The organism is Pseudomonas sp. W17, from assembly GCF_040268305.1.
GTDB classification, from domain to species: domain Bacteria; phylum Pseudomonadota; class Gammaproteobacteria; order Pseudomonadales; family Pseudomonadaceae; genus Aquipseudomonas; species Aquipseudomonas protegens.
Genome location: NZ_CP158490.1, coordinates 697,852 through 713,768 on the forward strand (window position 1 = coordinate 697,852; position 15,917 = coordinate 713,768).

The following is a 15,917-nucleotide window of genomic DNA, read 5'->3' on the forward strand; positions in this document are numbered from 1 at the left end:
GTATGTCTGCTGCCAATAAACCGATTGATATCAAAAAGAGCGTCATCGACGCCGTACTGGCCGGGCTGATCTCGCTGATCGTGTTCGGCCCCATCGTGGGCGTGGTGCTCGATGGCTACAGTTTCAACCTGGAGCCGACCCGGGTCGCCTGGCTGGTGGCGATCGTCATGGCCGGCCGTCTGGCCCTGAGCCTGTTCCTGCAAACCCCCAAGGGCCTGAAGATTCTCCAGGGCTTCGAAAGCACCGGCTCCGGGGTGCATGTGCTGGCGCCGGACTACAAGTCGCGCCTGCGCTGGATCATTCCGGCCCTGATCGTGATCGCCATCGTGTTCCCGTTCTTCGCCAACAAGTACCTGCTGACCGTGGTCATCCTCGGGTTGATCTACGTACTACTGGGCCTGGGGCTGAACATCGTGGTGGGGCTGGCGGGCCTGCTGGACCTGGGCTACGTGGCGTTCTACGCCATCGGCGCCTATGGCCTGGCCCTGGGTTACCAGTACCTGGGCCTGGGCTTCTGGAGCGTGCTGCCCCTGGCGGCGATTGCCGCGGCGCTGGCGGGGTGCATATTGGGCTTCCCGGTGTTGAGGATGCACGGCGACTACCTGGCCATCGTGACCCTGGGCTTCGGCGAGATCATCCGCCTGGTGCTCAATAACTGGCTGTCCTTCACCGGTGGCCCCAACGGCATGCCGGTGCCGTCGCCGACTTTCCTGGGCCTGGAGTTCGGCCGCAAGGCCAAGGACGGCGGGGTGCCGTTTCATGAGTTCTTCGGCCTGGAATACAACCCCAACCTGAAATTCCTGTTCATCTACATCGTGCTGTTCCTGGTGGTGCTGCTGGTGCTCTACATCAAGCACCGGCTGACCCGCATGCCCGTGGGGCGGGCCTGGGAAGCCCTGCGTGAAGACGAGATCGCCTGCCGCGCCATGGGCCTGAACCATGTGCTGGTCAAACTCTCGGCCTTCACCATCGGTGCTTCCACCGCCGGCCTGGCCGGGGTGTTCTTCGCCAGCTACCAGGGCTTCGTCAACCCGTCGTCGTTCACCTTCTTCGAATCGGCGCTGATCCTGGCCATCGTGGTGCTGGGGGGCATGGGCTCGACGGTGGGCGTGGTGATCGCGGCCTTCGTGCTGACTGTGGCGCCGGAGTTGCTGCGCAGCTTCTCCGAGTACCGGGTGCTGCTGTTCGGCATTCTCATGGTGTTGATGATGATCTGGCGACCGCGAGGGCTGATCCGCATCAGCCGTACTGGCGTCACTCCACGCAAAGGTGCTCTGACTGAGGGGAACGCGCCATGAGCGAATACATTCTTTCGGTCGAAAACCTGATGATGCACTTCGGTGGCATCAAGGCCCTCAGCGACGTCAGCCTGAAGGTCAAGCGCAACTCGATCTTCGCCCTGATCGGCCCCAACGGCGCCGGCAAGACCACGGTGTTCAACTGCCTGACCGGCTTCTACAAGGCCTCCGGCGGGCGCATCGAGCTCAATACCCGGGGCCGGCAGACCAACGTCATCAAGCTCCTGGGCGAGCCCTTTCGCGCCACCGACTTCGTCTCGCCGAAAAGCTTCGCCAGCCGCCTGTACTACAAGATGTTCGGCGGCACCCACCTGGTGAACCGCGCCGGGCTGGCGCGGACCTTCCAGAACATTCGCCTGTTCAAGGAAATGTCCGTGGTGGAAAACCTGCTGGTGGCCCAGCACATGTGGGTCAACCGCAACCTGCTGGCGGGCATCCTCAACACCAAGGGCTACCGCAAGGCGGAAAGCGCCGCCCTGGACCATGCCTTCTACTGGCTGGAGGTGGTGGACCTGGTGGACTGCGCCAACCGCCTTGCCGGCGAGCTGTCCTACGGCCAGCAACGGCGCCTGGAGATCGCACGGGCCATGTGCACCCGGCCGCAGATCATCTGCCTCGACGAGCCGGCCGCCGGCCTCAACCCCCAGGAAACCGAGGCGCTGAGCGCAATGATCCGGCTGCTGCGCGACGAGCACGACCTGACCGTGGTGCTGATCGAACACGACATGGGCATGGTGATGAGTATTTCCGACCACATCGTGGTGCTCGACCACGGCAACGTGATCGCCGAGGGCGGCCCGGAGGCGATCCGCAATGATCCGAAAGTGATTGCCGCCTACCTGGGTGCCGACGAAGAGGAACTGGCATGACTCAACCTATCCTCGAACTCAAGGACCTGGACGTGTACTACGGCCCGATCCAGGCCCTGAAGAAAGTCTCGCTGCACATCAACGAAGGGGAAACCGTGAGCCTGATCGGCTCCAACGGCGCCGGCAAGTCGACCCTGCTGATGTCGATTTTCGGCCAGCCCCGGGCGGAGTCCGGGCAGATTCTCTATCGCGGCGTGGACATCACCCACAAGTCGTCCCACTACATCGCCTCCAACGGCATCGCCCAGTCCCCGGAAGGGCGCCGGGTGTTCCCCGACATGACCGTGGAGGAAAACCTGCTGATGGGCACCATCCCCATTGGCGACAAGTACGCCAATGAGGACATGCAGCGCATGTTCGAGCTGTTTCCCCGGCTCAAGGAACGGCGTACCCAGCGGGCCATGACCATGTCTGGCGGCGAGCAGCAGATGCTGGCCATTGCCCGGGCATTGATGAGCCGGCCCAAGTTGCTGCTGCTGGATGAGCCGAGCCTGGGCCTGGCGCCGATCGTGGTGAAGCAGATCTTCGCCACCTTGAGGGAGTTGGCGGCCACCGGCATGACCATCTTCCTGGTGGAGCAGAACGCCAACCACGCGCTGAAGCTCTCGGACCGCGCCTACGTGATGGTCAACGGCGAGATCCGCCTGAGCGGCACCGGCAAGGAACTGCTGGTCAACGAGGAGGTGCGCAACGCTTACCTGGGCGGCCACTGACCGTCCGCTCTGTGGATAAAGCATGCCCCGCCGGCCCGCGCCGCCGGGGCATTGTTATGCCCACCCCATCCCGTCCTCCCCTGTAGGCGCTGGCTTGCCAGCGAAGGGGGCCGCCTGACCGCCTTTCTGATTTCACCGAGCGCCGACTGGCGCTTTGCGCCTGCACCAAGCCTGTGTCCGGTAATTGTGGAAAACATTCCTGGCAAGCTGCTTTAACGCGGCATAAAGACGCTGCAAACAGTTGTTTTTCCACTGTTTTGACTTGTCCCCGTTTGCTGTGGAGCGGGCTGTGGGTAACGTGGGTGTAGCTGGCTGCAGGCCTTTAACCACGTGGCTTGCAGGCGATTGGTTGTTTTTTGATCGGTGCTTTTTATGGGAGCTGAAGGTGCGCTTGTCAACCTTTTTATTGTCGCAGCTGTACCTGGAAAAGGGTTGGGATAAGCCTGTGGATAAGTCTGTGATTAAACTCTGGAAAGACGGCTCTGAGCGGCGTAGTTACTGGCCTCTGGCCTTGTCAACCTTGACCGTGCGGTCATCTTTGCCCGGGCCGGCTGCATGGACCCGCGGTCCGGGTCAAGCAAAAAACTTCTGCTGGACCCGCGCAGGCCCTGTGGATAGCGGCTTTCAGCCCTTTGCACTTGCCCCCAAAGACTGTGGACCGGCCTGTGGATAAGGTGCGTGCACATGGCTGCAGGCCATGTAACCCGTGGCTTGGCGCCTGGTGAGTGTTTTTTGTACAGCGAGCATCGGGCGCGCTCACCGCTTGCGGCTCTTTACGGCCAACGGCGCGGTTGCCGGTAGGAGCCGGCCCGGGCATGCTGCGAAGCGTTTTTTATCGAAACGGCGGCTCGCCACCCAGCAAGGAGAACACCATGACTTCCACACTGTTCATTACGGGCGCGACTTCCGGTTTTGGCGAAGCCTGCGCCCGGCGCTTTGCCGCAGCCGGCTGGTCCCTGGTACTGACCGGCCGTCGCGAGGAGCGCCTCAGCGCCCTGTGCGCGGAGCTGTCCAAACAGACCGAGGTGCATGGCCTGGTGCTCGATGTGCGCGACCGCAAGGCCATGGAAGAGGCCATCGCCCAGTTGCCGCCTTCGTTCAGCAAGCTGCGCGGGCTGATCAACAACGCCGGCCTGGCCCTGGGCGTGGACCCGGCGCCCAAGTGCGACCTGGATGACTGGGACACCATGGTCGACACCAACATCAAGGGCCTGATGTACAGCACCCGCCTGCTGCTGCCACGGTTGATCGCCCATGGCCGCGGCGCAGGCATCGTCAACCTGGGCTCCATCGCCGGCAACTACCCGTACCCGGGCAGCCACGTCTATGGCGCGAGCAAGGCCTTCGTCAAACAGTTCTCCCTGAACCTGCGCTGCGACCTGCAGGGCACCGGCGTGCGCGTCACCAACATCGAGCCGGGGTTGTGCGAAAGCGAGTTCTCCCTGGTGCGCTTCGCCGGTGACCAGGCACGCTACGACGCCACCTACGCCGGGGCCGAGCCGATCCAGCCCGAGGACATCGCCGACACCATTTTCTGGGTGCTCAATACCCCGGCACACGTCAACATCAACAGCCTGGAGCTGATGCCTGTGAGCCAGACCTGGGCCGGTTTCGCCATCGAACGCAACGCCAAGTCATGAGCCTCCTGTAGCCGCTGCCGCAGGCTGCGACAGGGCCGCAGGGCCCTCCGGCGCCCGCAAGATCTTGCGCCTCCTGCGGAGGCGGTCGCAGCCTCGCCATCGCTCGGCAGCGGCTACAGTTGTACTCGGATACACATAAGCTGATTCGTTTCAGCTTGTGGTCAGCCCTGACAGGTTAGAATTCCCGCCAGAAATTTCGCCGCTGCCTCACACGAGGCGGCGTTTTTGAAGTTCGATAGGAGGAATTGTGAGTAACCGAGGTGAGCAGGCTCTGCTCAAACAATCGACCGTACTGATGTTCGCCGTGGCGATCGCCGGTATCGTCACGGGTTTTGTTTCTGGCGCCCAATCCATCTTGTTCGATGGATTTTTTTCGCTGATCGCCACCTTCATCAAGGTCCTGATGCTGATCACCGCCAAGCTGATCGCCAAGGAAAGCAACCACCGTTTCCAGTTCGGCTTCTGGCACCTGGAACCCATGGTGCTGCTGATTGAAGGCAGCTTCCTGATGCTCATCGCCATCTACGCCTTCCTCAATGGGGTGTTCGGCATCATCAACGGTGGCCGCGAGGTCGAGCTGGGGCTGGTGATTTTCTATGCGGCGTTTTTCGCCGTGGCGGAGTTCGCCTACTTCTTCTACGTGCGACGGCGTAACCGCAAGCTCAAGTCGTCGCTGATCCAGTTCGACAACATCAGCTGGCTGGTGGACGCGATGCTCTCGGTGGGGCTGCTGGTGAGCTTCATCATCGCCTTGCTGCTCAAGCAGTACGGGCACGGCCAGTGGGCGGTGTATGTCGACCCGGCGATCCTGATCCTGCTGGCCCTGAGCATGTTGCCGCCGGCGCTGAAGATCCTGCGCCCGGCCCTGCGTGATGTGCTGGGGATCGCCCCGGACCAGTTGGACGAAAAGGTCCGCAATGTGATGGAGCAGGCCAAGGCTGCCCATGGTTTCGACGACTACATCAGCTACGTGCAGAAGCACGGTCGGGCGCGGTTCATCGAGATCCATATCGTCTTGCCGGCGCACTATCCGCTGCAGGATGTGGCGACTCTGGACCGCTTGCGCGAGGAGATTTCCAGCCAGTTGGGAGAGGCCGACGCAGCACGCTGGCTGACCATCAGCTTTACCGGGGATCGCAAGTGGATCGCTTGATGGGCGGCGCCTGTTTCGCCGGCAAGCCGGCTCCTACAACACCGCGTAGGAGCCGGCTTGCCGGGGAAGGGCCTCAGGCAAAATATTCCGCCAGCCCGCGATAGCAGGTCGCCAGGTGATAAGGCGTGGTCGAGGGCATATCCTGCCGGCTGACCGCGCCGCTGGCATCCAGGCATTCATTCCAGCCCCCTGCATGCAGGAAATGCGCTTGCAGCGCCTTTAGCTGACGCAGCAAGGGCGCCTGGCCAGCCGGGCGCAAGGTCAGGGCACGCAGGTATTCGGCCTGGGCCCAGATACGCTGGGTGGCGTCCTTGACGCCGGCCCGGGGCGGTAGTTCGAGCGTGGCGCAGACGGCGCCGCTCTCGGGCTCGACTCCCAGTTGCTCGGTGAAGGCGAAGGCTCGTTCCACGGAAGAGTGCAGGGCGCTGCCGCGCAGTAACTGTGACGAGGCCAGCAGGAAGTACCACTCGAACTGGTGCCCCGGCTCGAACCAGTTATCCACAGCTCCCAGGGGCTTCTCCATCATCACCCCGTGCTGCGGGTCGATGAACTGCTGCTGCATGGCCTGGCACAGTTCCAGCAACGCGGCTTGCACCGCAGCGTCCTCGCGTACGGCCAGGATCGCGAGAAAGGCTTCGGCCAGGTGCATCAGTGGATTCTGCAGCGGCCCCGAACCCAATATGCACCAGTCCTCGGCGAGGCTGGCTTCGTAGAGCCCGTCGCCGCGGGCGAAGCGCTGGGCTACCACTTCCAGGGCGGCGTTGAGCACCGACTCCACCAGCGGCTCGCGGACCTTGGCCCAGTAGTGAGCGCAGGCGAAGAGGATGAAGGCGTGGGTGTAGAGGTCCTTGCGCCTATCCAGCGGCGCGCCTTCGGGGTCGATGCTGTAGAACCAGCCGCCGTGCTCGGCGTCGTGAAAGTGCCGCTGCAGCGAGCGGAACAGCGCGGCGGCGCGCTCCTGGGCAAAGGGCGCGGCGGCATCGCCGATCAATTGGGAGAACAGATACAACTGCCGGGCACAGGCCATGGCTCGATAGCGCTGCGGCGGCAGCGGCCGATGCTCGGCGTCCAGCGCCTCATAGGGCAGCGCCAACTGCGGATTCCAGCCCGGGCCTTGCCACAGCGGCACTATCACCTTGTGGAAATGCTGCTGCATGGCGTTGAACAGAGCGCTCGATTCAGGCGAGGTGGCGGAGCGGGATACATCGGGCATTGGCTGGCGTCGTCACGGCAGTTTTGAATGCGCGACATGTTACCAGAGAAGCCCCACAAGGCGGCTTGCCCGCCGAGTACGACCTGCTGGCAGGAGCTGGCTTGCCAGCGAAGGCGGCCCAAAGATCACCTCAGTCTTGCAGGAGCTGGCTTGCCTGCGAACGCGGCCCGCAAGACCGCCTTCGCCGGCACGCCGGCTCCTGCAGATGAAGCAGGGATCAGCCTGCCAGCAACCACACGCCCGTAGCGGCCGAGGCCGCACCGGCCAGGCGCACCAGCGGCGCTGCCGCCTGAGGCAGTACCCGTACCACGGCATAGCCGGCGGCATGCAGGGCCGCAGTGGCCGCCACAAAACCGGCGGCATAGGCCCAAGGGCTGGACATGTCCGGCAGTTCCAGGCCGTGGGCCACGCCATGGAACAGGGCAAACAGCGCGGTGGCGGCAATCGCCAGGCTCAGGGGCGGGCGCACGGCCAGGGCCACGGCCAGGCCCAGGGCCAATACCGAGGCGGCGATGCCGCTTTCCAGGGCCGGCAACTCCAGGCCCTCGAAGCCCAGCACACCACCGATCAGCATGGTGCCGACGAAGGTGCAAGGCAGCGCCCAGCGCGCGGCGCCTTGCTGCTGGGCGGCCCACAGGCCGACAGCGAGCATGGCCAGCAGGTGGTCGAGGCCGCTGATGGGGTGGCTGATACCGGCCATCAGGCCGTTGTCGCCATGGCCCGGGTGGGCGAAGGCCAGGGCCGGGGTCAGCAGCAGGGCCAGGGCCCCGAGGATGCGTTTTAGGGTCATGGAGTGGCTTTCCTTGTTGAGCGGATTGGGGTCGGGGATCAGGCAGCGGTGAGCAGGCCCTGGCGTTCGATGAAGGTGATGATGTCCGCCAGGCCCTGGCCGGTTTTCTGGTTGCTGAAGACGAACGGCTTGCCGCCGCGCATGCGCTGGGTATCGCTGTTCATCATCTCCAGGGAGGCTCCCACCAGCGGCGCCAGGTCGATCTTGTTGATCACCAGCAGGTCGGATTTGCAGATGCCCGGACCGCCCTTGCGCGGCAGCTTGTCACCGGCGGAAACGTCGATCACATAGATGGTCAGATCGGAGAGTTCGGGGCTGAAGGTGGCCGAGAGGTTGTCGCCGCCGGACTCCACCAGGATCAGGTCGAGCCCGGGAAAGCGCCGGTTCAACTGGTCCACCGCTTCCAGATTGATCGAGGCGTCTTCGCGGATCGCGGTGTGCGGGCAGCCGCCGGTTTCCACGCCGATGATCCGTTCCGGCGCCAGGGCCTCATTGCGTACCAGGAAGTCGGCGTCTTCGCGGGTGTAGATATCGTTGGTCACCACCGCCAGGTTGTAGCGCTCGCGCAGGGCCAGGCACAGGGCCAGGGTCAGGGCGGTTTTACCGGAGCCCACCGGGCCGCCGATGCCGACGCGCAGAGGTTGTGCGTTCATGAGTTTCTCCTAGGAACGGAACAGGCGGCTGTATTGGCGCTCGTGGGCCATGCTCGCCAGGGACAGGCCGAAAGCGGCGCTGCCATGATGGTTGGGGTCAAGGTTCGCGGCGTGGTGCTGGGCTTGCTGCAACAGTGGCAGCAGCTCGCTGGTCAGGCGCTGGGCGGCCTGCTGGCCCAGGGGCAGGGTCTTCATCAGCACCGCCAGCTGGTTCTCCAGCCAGCTCCACAGCCAGGCGGCCAGGGCGTCCGCTGGGCTGATGCGCCAGGCCCGTGCCGCCAGGGCCCAGCCCAGGGCCAGGTGTGGTTCGTCCTGGTGCGCCAGCAGTTCCCTGGCATCGCTGTCCAGTTCCGGCAAACCCTCCAGCAGTTGCTTGAGGGAATAACCCATCTGCCGGCTTTCCTGGTAAAGCTCGCGGGTTTCGCGGCTGGCCCGATGTTCCTCGCTCAACTGCTGCAAGCGGGCCCAGTCCTGGTCGGCTGCGGCCTGGCAGTGGGCGAGCAGCAGCGGTGCTTCGAAGCGTGCCAGGTTCAGCAGCAGTTGATCGCTGATCCAGCGGCGGGCGCTGGCCTGATCATTTACCCGCTGCTGCTCCACGGCCATTTCCAGGCCCTGGGAATAGCTGTAGCCGCCAATCGGCAACTGCGGGCTGGCCAGGCGCAGCAGGGCCCAGGCCGGGTTCATGGGCGGACGCCGAACTGGTGCAGGCGCGGCGGATAGTTGAAGTCTTCATCGCCGTGGCGCGAATGATGGTGGCCGCCGCCATAGGCGCCATGCTCGGGCTGGAACGGTGCCTCAAGGGGCGCGGTGCTGGCCCCCAGCTGTTCGAGCATGGCCTTGAGCACATAGTCGTCCAGCAGGCGCAGCCAGCCGTCACCCACCTGCAGGGCCACGTGGCGGTTGCCCAGGTGATAGGCGGCGCGGGTCAGTTCGAAGGCGTTGCGGCAGGTGACGTGCAGCAGGGCTTCCGGGCGGGCGCAGACCTTGACGATGCGCCCGTCCTCGGCCTCCAGGAACTCCCCATCGTGCAGCGGTGGCTGGCCCCGCTCCAGAAACAGGCCGACGTCTTCACCGGCGGCACTGAAACAGCGCAGGCGGCTTTTGCTGCGGGCCTCGTAAGTCAGGTGCAGTTCGGCGGACCAGGTGGCTTGGGGGGCGGTTCTGCGGTGGATCACCAGCATCGGAAAGCTTCCAGCTATGAGCGATGCACAAGCCAGAGCAAGGGCCTTGCCAATCACTCGGTGGAGAGGGAAAACCCTTTCTCGATGCCGGAACTGCGCCTGAAAAAGGGGCAAAACCTTGTTTCATCTTGTTACAAATTGATGCGCTGAGCTGATTTATAGCACTGAGTTGGTGCGCGGGAAATGTTTTTGCTGCAATCCGGTGCCCGGCGGGCGGGCAGGCGCAAACGCGTAGCCCAGAGCGGGGCGCATAGTGTGAAGGGGGAGCGGTGCGGGCGAGTTACTCGGTGCTGCCCAGGCCTTGCCAGTGCTTGAGGCCGATGAAGATGAAGCGCAGTTGCTGGGTGATCTTGGCCTGGGGCGTGAGGTGTTCGGGCAGGGCCTGGGCCGGGGGATCAATGATGTCGGGCAGGGTGGCGAACACGCTTTTGACGATCAGGTCGGCCATGACGCTGAGATCGGCAGCGTCCAGGTGCTGGAGCTTGGGCATCAGGGTGAGGTCGGCGGCGAGGTCCGAACTGATGTTCTCGCGCAAGGTGGCGATGGCCTGGCGAACCGGCAGCGAGCCGCCGTACTGCTCTCGGGCCAGAAACAGGAACTGCGAGCGCTTGGCTTCCACCACATCGAGGAAGATGCGTACCGAGGCATCGATGATGCCGCCCATGACGAATTCATTGTGGCGCACCAGGCGGATGGTTTCGCGAAAGGTCTGGCCGACTTCGCTGACCAGTTCCAGGCCCAGTTGGTCCATATCGCTGAAGTGCCGGTAGAAACCGGTAGGCACGATACCCGCGGCTTTCGCCACTTCCCGCAGGCTCAGGCTGCCAAACCCACGGCCACACTCCATCAGGTGCCGGGCGGCATCCATCAGGGCGTTGCGGGTCTGTTGCTTCTGTTCGGCGCGGGGCAGCATCGGCGGGGCGTTCTTTGCTCAATGGGAGCGGCGCACTCTAGCAAATCAACTTTGCCGGAGTCGAACTGCTGTCAGAGACAGGAGGGAGAGGCAGGGGGAAAAATGCAGCTGCTATAAAAGTCAAAGCCCGATCCAGGGATCGGGCTTTTTTCCAGGGCCATCATGGCCTCAGCTCGCAGCTTGATGACGTTCGGCCAGGCGATCAGCACCGCCTTCGGCAACGGTCTGACCTTGAGGTGTACGGCTGTAGCCATCTTCCACCAGGCCTTTCTCTTCCAGGCGATCACGGCCGCCTTCAGCTACGTTTTGACCTTGTGGGGTGCGGTCGTAGCCATCTTCGGCGACGTTCTGGCCTTGAGGTGTACGGTCGTAGCCATCTTCGGCAACGTTCTGGCCTTGAGGGGTGCGATCATAGCCGTCTTCGGCAACGCTCTGGCCTTGTGGAGTACGGTCATAACCGTCGGCAGCGACTTTGTTGCGTTCGATCAGGCGATCCGAACCGCCTTCGGCCAGGGTCTGGGTGAACACGCTGTGGCTGGCCTTGACCTGTGGGGTGGCTTGTTCAGCGGCTGGCAGGGCGAAGGCGTTGGCAGCCAGAACAGATAAGGCGAGGCTCAGTAAAAGTTGGCGTTTCATGATGGGTTGCTCCTTGGTAGGGCGATAAATTGGGTACGGAGCTAATGTTACCGCCGCTAAATCGATATAAAAGTTCATAAACACAATGGTAATAATCAACGGAATTGATTGTTTGCCGCGAAGGCTCTAGCTCGGGCGTTAACGCCGATTGCTTTTGCACCAGGGTGGGTATTTTCGACTCACTGCCGCTTCAGGGAGGGGCGGTTCGAGGTAACACAAAGCTGTCCGAGTGATCAGGAATGCAGGTTTTTTCAGCGGATCGGGTAGCCGGATTAAACCTGCGCAGGCTTTGTCAGTCGTAGTTTTCATGGCCGGTGATTTTTCCATCGGCAGTTCATCGATGCGTCGTGGTTGGGCGCTCAGTTGTCTTCAGGAGCCTCGTGCAATGACGCGCACTCGTAAAATTCTCGCCTGGTCCATCACTGGCCTGATCCTGCTACTGGCGGTGCTGGTACTGGTGATCGCGTTCTTCGATTGGAACCGGATCAAACCCACGCTCAATGCCAAGGTCTCCGAGGAGTTGCACCGGCCTTTCGCGATCAATGGCGATTTGTCGGTGGTCTGGCAACGCGAACCTGACGAAGGTGGCTGGCGGGCCTGGGTGCCCTGGCCCCACGTGGTGGCCCAGGACCTGACCCTGGGCAACCCGGACTGGTCCAAGGCGCCGCAGATGGTCAGCCTCAAGCGGGTCGAGCTGCGCATTTCGCCTCTGGCCCTGCTGGCGCAACGAGTGAGCATTCCGCGCATCGACCTCACCGAGCCCGACGCCGCGTTGCAGCGCCTGGCCGACGGGCGCGCCAACTGGACTTTCAAGTTCGACCCCAAGGACCCGAACGCCGAACCGTCCAACTGGACGGTGGACATCGGTGCCATCGGTTTCGACAAGGGCCACGTGACCCTCGATGACCAGAGCCTGAAGACCCAGCTGGACCTGCAGGTGGAACTGCTCGGCAAGCCGATCCCGTTCAGCGATATCGTCGGTGAAAGTGAAGCGAAGAAGGTGGCCGAGAAAGGCGCCGAGGCCCAGGCCTATGCCTTCGCCCTCAAGGTCAAGGGCCAGTATCACGGGCAGAAGCTCGCCGGCACCGGCAAGATCGGCGGCCTGCTGGCCTTGCAGGATTCCCGCAAGCCGTTTCCGCTGCAGGCCCAGGCGCAGATCGGCGACACCAAGGTGGAGCTGCGCGGCAGCCTGACCGACCCGCTGAACCTCGGCGCCCTGGACCTGCGCCTGAAGCTGGCGGGCACCAGCCTGGGCAACCTCTACCCGCTGACCGGAGTGACCCTGCCGGATTCGCCGCCCTATTCCACCGACGGCCACCTGACCGCCAAGCTGCACGATCCGGCGGGCGCGACCTTCAGTTACCAGGACTTCAACGGCAAGATCGGCGACAGCGACATCCACGGCAACCTGACCTACGTGGCCAGCCAGCCACGGCCCAAGCTCAGTGGCGCGCTGGTGTCCAACCAGTTGCTGATGAGCGACCTGGCGCCGCTGATCGGCGCCGACTCCAACGCCAAGCAGAAGGCCCGGGGCGGCGAGAGCAAGCAGCCGGCGGACAAGGTGCTGCCGGTGGAAGAGTTCCGCACCGAGCGCTGGCGGGACATGGACGCCGATGTGGAGTTCACCGGCAAGCGCATCGTCCACAGCGCCGAGCTGCCGTTCACCGATCTGTACACCCACCTGGTGCTCAACGACGGCCAGCTCAGCCTGGAGCCCCTGCGCTTCGGCGTGGCCGGCGGCAAGCTCGATGCCCAGATCCGCCTCAACGGCCACACCACGCCGCTGGAGGGCCGGGCCAGGCTGACGGCGCGCAATTTCAAGCTCAAGCAACTGTTCCCCACCTTCGAACCGATGAAGACCAGCTTTGGCGAGCTCAATGGCGATGCCGACATCGCCGGTCGCGGCAACTCGGTGGCGGCCCTGCTGGGCAGTGCCAACGGTGACCTGAAGATGCTGATCAACGATGGCGCCATCAGCCGCAGCCTGATGGAAATCGCCGGGCTCAACGTCGGCAACTATGTGGTCGGCAAGATGTTTGGCGACAAGGAAGTGAAGATCAATTGCGCAGCGGCCGACTTCGGCATCAAGAGCGGCCTGGCGACTTCCCGGCTGTTCGTCTTCGACACCGAGAACGCCATCATCTACATCGATGGCACCGCCAATATGGCCAGCGAGCAACTGGACCTGACCATCACTCCGGAATCCAAGGGCCTGCGCCTGTTCTCCCTGCGCTCGCCGCTTTATGTACAGGGCAAGTTCATCCAGCCCAGTGCCGGGGTCAAGGCCGTGCCCCTGGTACTGCGCGGTGCCGGCATGGTGGCCCTGGGGGTGATCGCCGGGCCGGCGGCGGGCCTGCTGGCGCTGGTGGCGCCCAGCGGCGATGAGCCCAACCAGTGCGCGCCGCTGTTGCAGCAGATGCGCTCGGGCAAGGCACCGGTGACGGTGAAACCGACTCATTAAGGGCCAGTGCGCGCGGCCAGAAAAAAGCCCGCCGCTGCAGGCAGGGCGGGCTTGGGGGAGAGGGCGTTACAGGTCGTTGAGGATGTCTGCCATGTCGTCGGCGTGTTCTTCTTCCTGGGCCAGGATCTCTTCGAACAGGCGGCGGGTGGTGGGGTCCTTGTCACCGATGTACTGGATGATCTCGCGGTAGCTGTCGACCGCGATGCGCTCCGCCACCAGGTCCTCGTAGACCATTTCCTTCAAGGTGTTGCCGGCCACGTACTGGGCATGGGAGTGCTTGGACAGCAGGTCGGGGTTGAACTCCGGTTCGCCACCGAGCTGGACGATGCGCTCGGCCAGTTTGTCGGCGTGCTCGGCTTCCTGGGTGGCGTGTTCGAGGAACTCGCTGGCGGCGACGCTGGCCTTGATCCCGTTGGCCATGAAGTAGTGGCGCTTGTAGCGCAACACACACACCAGCTCGGTGGCCAGCGACTCGTTGAGCAGGCGCAGTATCTCCTCGCGATCGGCGTTGTAGCCCTCGGTCACGGCTCCGTTTTCCACGTGTTGGCGGGCCCGTTCGCGCAGGGTGTTCACATCAGACAAATGCATGTCGCTCATCTCGATCTCCTGGAGGCTAATCCGATTTACGCCAGGCTCTGTTGGCCTGATCGCTACCTTGGTTGTGAGTCGCGGCGGCGGCAAAAAGTTTTATCGGATGTGCCCGGCGGTCAACTGCGTGCCAGTGGCGGGTGCCCGGCCAGCAATGATTCCTGCTGCAGCCATTGAAGGAAGGCGCGCACCGGCGGATGGCGCTCGCGGCCGGGCACGCACAGGGCGCTGTAACCGGCGCCGTCCACCTGGACTTCGGGTCGGTAGGGCTGCAGCAGGCCGCTGGCCACGCTCTGGGACACCAGTATGTCGCTGGCCAGGACCAGGCCCTGGCCGGCAATGGCCGCTTGCAGGGCGTACTGTTCCTCGTCGTAGGAGCGGATCAGCGGCGCGTCATCGAACCAGCTTTCCCCGGCCTGGGCGCACCAGGCCTGCCAACCGTCGGCATACAGCCGGGAGTTGCGCCAGTGCACGCTGATCAGGGTCGGTGCCTGCTGGCGGGCCAGGGCCACCTGCTGGGGCGAGCCGTAGACTGCGAAACGTTCGTCGAACAGGCACAGGCCGTGCAGGTCCAGGTAGCCCTCCTGGCTGTAGCGGATCGCCACGTCGATGCTGGCGTCCTGTTGCAGGTCCACCACCTCGCATTGGGTATCCAGGCGCAGGCTGATGCCGGGGTGCCGGGCATAGAAGTGCCCCAGCCGCGGCACCAGCCACAGGGCGGCAAAGGCCGCGGTGGTGGAAACGGTCAGTTGGGCATTGCTGGGCGTGGGCCGCAGCGTATCGACACTCTGGGTCACCTCCAAAAGAGCACTGTGCAAGCTGTGAAACAAGCGCTGGCCGGGCTCGGTCAGGCGCACCTGGCGCGGCAGTCGTTCGAACAGCGCCACCCCCAGCCAGTGCTCCAGGCTGCGGATCTGGTGCGACACCGCGGTGGGCGTCACCGACAGGTCCTCGGCGGCGGCCTTGAAACTCAGCAGGCGCGCGGCGGACTCGAAAGTGCGCAGGGCGGTGAGGGGCAGGTGGGCGAACATCGAGTGCTCCATGGCTGAGATAAATTCATCTGGAAGAAATTCTGTTCATTTGTTGCAGTGCAGCTGTGCTCTTAGCTTTAGCGCGGACCGGCCTTGGTTTCAAGGCCGCCATCAGCAACCCGTCTGAGGCAGATGAGATGAGTACAGTTCTTGCGATCCACGGTAGCCCACGGGGCGAGCGTTCCCACAGCCGGCGCCTGGCCGACGCCTTCCTCCAGGCCTGGCAAGCGGCCAATCCCCAGGGGCGGTTGACCCGGCGCGAGGTTGGCCGGGGTGCCTTGCCCCACGTCAGCGAAGCCTTTATCGCCGCCGCGTTTTATCCACAGCCCGAGGCGCGGCCGCTGTCGATGCAGGCCGACCTAGCCCTGAGCGACGAACTGGTGGCGGAGTTGCTTGGCCATCAGCGCCTGGTGATCTCGGCGCCAATGCACAACTTCAGCGTGCCCAGCGGGATCAAGGCCTGGGTCGATCACATCGTGCGCCTGGGGCTGACCTTCAACACCCTGCAGGACAACGGCGTGGCCCAGTACCAGCCTCTGGTGCAGGGCAAGAAGGTGTTGATCGTTACCAGCCGCGGCGGGGGCGGCTTTGGCCCGGGGGGCGAGCATGAAGCGATGAACCACGCGGACCGCTGGTTGCGCACGGCCCTGGGTTTTATCGGTATCGAAGACGTCACCGTGGTTGCGGCGGAGGGCGAGGAGTCGGCGCCCGAGCGTTTCGCGCAGTCCTGTGGCGAAGCCCAGCAGCGCCTGCTGGCCCTAGCGCAGAGTTTCTGAGG

Annotated in this window: 16 protein-coding genes; 7 read left to right on the plus strand and 9 right to left on the minus strand. The window is 63.9% G+C overall.

Annotated features, from left to right (window positions below; translation table 11 throughout):
* Positions 1–2: 2 nt before the first annotated feature.
* From livM to ABCR88_RS03095, 5 genes are all read left to right on the plus strand, one after another.
* The gene (gene livM, locus ABCR88_RS03075; RefSeq protein ID WP_236185729.1) at positions 3–1,298 is read left to right on the plus strand and encodes a high-affinity branched-chain amino acid ABC transporter permease LivM; all 1,296 of its coding nucleotides are present in this window, start codon (positions 3–5) and stop codon (positions 1,296–1,298) included.
* Positions 1,295–2,167: an ATP-binding cassette domain-containing protein gene (locus ABCR88_RS03080; protein ID WP_011058969.1), complete on the plus strand. Its 873-nt coding sequence runs from the start codon at positions 1,295–1,297 to the stop codon at positions 2,165–2,167. The genes livM and ABCR88_RS03080 overlap by 4 nt, the downstream gene beginning before the upstream one ends.
* On the plus strand, positions 2,164–2,880 hold the full coding sequence (locus ABCR88_RS03085; RefSeq protein ID WP_011058970.1) for an ABC transporter ATP-binding protein: 717 nt from the start codon (positions 2,164–2,166) through the stop codon (positions 2,878–2,880). Before ABCR88_RS03080 ends, ABCR88_RS03085 begins: the two co-directional genes overlap by 4 nt.
* An 872-nt stretch (positions 2,881–3,752) precedes the next feature.
* A complete protein-coding gene (locus ABCR88_RS03090) occupies positions 3,753–4,520 on the plus strand; it encodes an SDR family oxidoreductase (RefSeq protein ID WP_041115482.1) in 768 nt (255 codons plus the stop codon).
* A gap of 247 nt (positions 4,521–4,767) precedes the next feature.
* Positions 4,768–5,673: a cation diffusion facilitator family transporter gene (locus tag ABCR88_RS03095; RefSeq protein ID WP_011058972.1), complete on the plus strand. Its 906-nt coding sequence runs from the start codon at positions 4,768–4,770 to the stop codon at positions 5,671–5,673.
* Positions 5,674–5,746: 73 nt separating this feature from the next.
* Here ABCR88_RS03095 and ABCR88_RS03100 read toward each other — a convergent pair whose 3' ends face one another.
* From ABCR88_RS03100 to ABCR88_RS03130, 7 genes are all read right to left on the minus strand, one after another.
* Positions 5,747–6,886 (minus strand): AGE family epimerase/isomerase, encoded by a 1,140-nt coding sequence (locus tag ABCR88_RS03100; RefSeq protein ID WP_350404101.1) that lies wholly within the window; start codon positions 6,884–6,886, stop codon positions 5,747–5,749.
* A 217-nt stretch (positions 6,887–7,103) separates the two neighbouring features.
* A complete protein-coding gene (locus ABCR88_RS03105) occupies positions 7,104–7,676 on the minus strand; it encodes a HupE/UreJ family protein (protein ID WP_015633953.1) in 573 nt (190 codons plus the stop codon).
* A 38-nt stretch (positions 7,677–7,714) separates the two neighbouring features.
* On the minus strand, positions 7,715–8,329 hold the full coding sequence (gene ureG, locus ABCR88_RS03110; protein ID WP_350404102.1) for an urease accessory protein UreG: 615 nt from the start codon (positions 8,327–8,329) through the stop codon (positions 7,715–7,717).
* Positions 8,330–8,338: 9 nt separating this feature from the next.
* A complete protein-coding gene (locus ABCR88_RS03115; protein ID WP_350404103.1) occupies positions 8,339–9,013 on the minus strand; it encodes an urease accessory protein UreF in 675 nt (224 codons plus the stop codon).
* Complete coding sequence (gene ureE / locus ABCR88_RS03120) at positions 9,010–9,510, minus strand: urease accessory protein UreE (protein ID WP_015633955.1); 501 nt, start codon at positions 9,508–9,510, stop codon at positions 9,010–9,012. The genes ABCR88_RS03115 and ureE overlap by 4 nt, the downstream gene beginning before the upstream one ends.
* Positions 9,511–9,790: 280 nt before the next feature.
* The gene (locus tag ABCR88_RS03125; RefSeq protein WP_011058978.1) at positions 9,791–10,423 is read right to left on the minus strand and encodes a TetR family transcriptional regulator; all 633 of its coding nucleotides are present in this window, start codon (positions 10,421–10,423) and stop codon (positions 9,791–9,793) included.
* Between the two features lie 168 nt (positions 10,424–10,591).
* The gene (locus ABCR88_RS03130) at positions 10,592–11,059 is read right to left on the minus strand and encodes a hypothetical protein (RefSeq protein ID WP_011058979.1); all 468 of its coding nucleotides are present in this window, start codon (positions 11,057–11,059) and stop codon (positions 10,592–10,594) included.
* 385 nt (positions 11,060–11,444) lie between these two features.
* On the opposite strand from ABCR88_RS03130, the gene ABCR88_RS03135 reads away from it, so the two are divergent.
* Positions 11,445–13,520, plus strand: coding sequence for an AsmA family protein (locus ABCR88_RS03135; RefSeq protein ID WP_015633956.1), 2,076 nt, complete (start codon positions 11,445–11,447; stop codon positions 13,518–13,520).
* 66 nt (positions 13,521–13,586) lie between these two features.
* Here ABCR88_RS03135 and ABCR88_RS03140 read toward each other — a convergent pair whose 3' ends face one another.
* Positions 13,587–14,117 (minus strand): ferritin-like domain-containing protein, encoded by a 531-nt coding sequence (locus ABCR88_RS03140; RefSeq protein WP_015633957.1) that lies wholly within the window; start codon positions 14,115–14,117, stop codon positions 13,587–13,589.
* A 110-nt stretch (positions 14,118–14,227) separates the two neighbouring features.
* Positions 14,228–15,139, minus strand: a complete 912-nt coding sequence (locus ABCR88_RS03145; RefSeq protein ID WP_041115642.1) for a LysR substrate-binding domain-containing protein — start codon at positions 15,137–15,139, stop codon at positions 14,228–14,230.
* 137 nt (positions 15,140–15,276) lie between these two features.
* Between ABCR88_RS03145 and ABCR88_RS03150 the strand changes: the two genes are divergently transcribed.
* Positions 15,277–15,915, plus strand: a complete 639-nt coding sequence (locus tag ABCR88_RS03150; protein ID WP_041115644.1) for an NAD(P)H-dependent oxidoreductase — start codon at positions 15,277–15,279, stop codon at positions 15,913–15,915.
* Positions 15,916–15,917 lie beyond the last annotated feature (2 nt).

Excerpts from the sequence above, each read along its gene's own strand:
- ABCR88_RS03150 (WP_041115644.1), top strand. The coding sequence starts at position 15,277 with ATGAGTACAGTTCTTGCGATCCACGGTAGCCCACGGGGCGAGCGTTCC.
- ureE (WP_015633955.1), bottom strand. The coding sequence starts at position 9,510 with ATGCTGGTGATCCACCGCAGAACCGCCCCCCAAGCCACCTGGTCCGCC.
- ABCR88_RS03145 (WP_041115642.1), bottom strand. The coding sequence starts at position 15,139 with ATGTTCGCCCACCTGCCCCTCACCGCCCTGCGCACTTTCGAGTCCGCC.
- ABCR88_RS03130 (WP_011058979.1), bottom strand. The coding sequence starts at position 11,059 with ATGAAACGCCAACTTTTACTGAGCCTCGCCTTATCTGTTCTGGCTGCC.
- ABCR88_RS03140 (WP_015633957.1), bottom strand. The coding sequence starts at position 14,117 with ATGAGCGACATGCATTTGTCTGATGTGAACACCCTGCGCGAACGGGCC.
- ureG (WP_350404102.1), bottom strand. The coding sequence starts at position 8,329 with ATGAACGCACAACCTCTGCGCGTCGGCATCGGCGGCCCGGTGGGCTCC.
- ABCR88_RS03135 (WP_015633956.1), top strand. The coding sequence starts at position 11,445 with ATGACGCGCACTCGTAAAATTCTCGCCTGGTCCATCACTGGCCTGATC.
- ABCR88_RS03125 (WP_011058978.1), bottom strand. The coding sequence starts at position 10,423 with ATGCTGCCCCGCGCCGAACAGAAGCAACAGACCCGCAACGCCCTGATG.
- ABCR88_RS03085 (WP_011058970.1), top strand. The coding sequence starts at position 2,164 with ATGACTCAACCTATCCTCGAACTCAAGGACCTGGACGTGTACTACGGC.
- ABCR88_RS03080 (WP_011058969.1), top strand. The coding sequence starts at position 1,295 with ATGAGCGAATACATTCTTTCGGTCGAAAACCTGATGATGCACTTCGGT.
- ABCR88_RS03115 (WP_350404103.1), bottom strand. The coding sequence starts at position 9,013 with ATGAACCCGGCCTGGGCCCTGCTGCGCCTGGCCAGCCCGCAGTTGCCG.
- ABCR88_RS03090 (WP_041115482.1), top strand. The coding sequence starts at position 3,753 with ATGACTTCCACACTGTTCATTACGGGCGCGACTTCCGGTTTTGGCGAA.
- livM (WP_236185729.1), top strand. The coding sequence starts at position 3 with ATGTCTGCTGCCAATAAACCGATTGATATCAAAAAGAGCGTCATCGAC.
- ABCR88_RS03100 (WP_350404101.1), bottom strand. The coding sequence starts at position 6,886 with ATGCCCGATGTATCCCGCTCCGCCACCTCGCCTGAATCGAGCGCTCTG.
- ABCR88_RS03105 (WP_015633953.1), bottom strand. The coding sequence starts at position 7,676 with ATGACCCTAAAACGCATCCTCGGGGCCCTGGCCCTGCTGCTGACCCCG.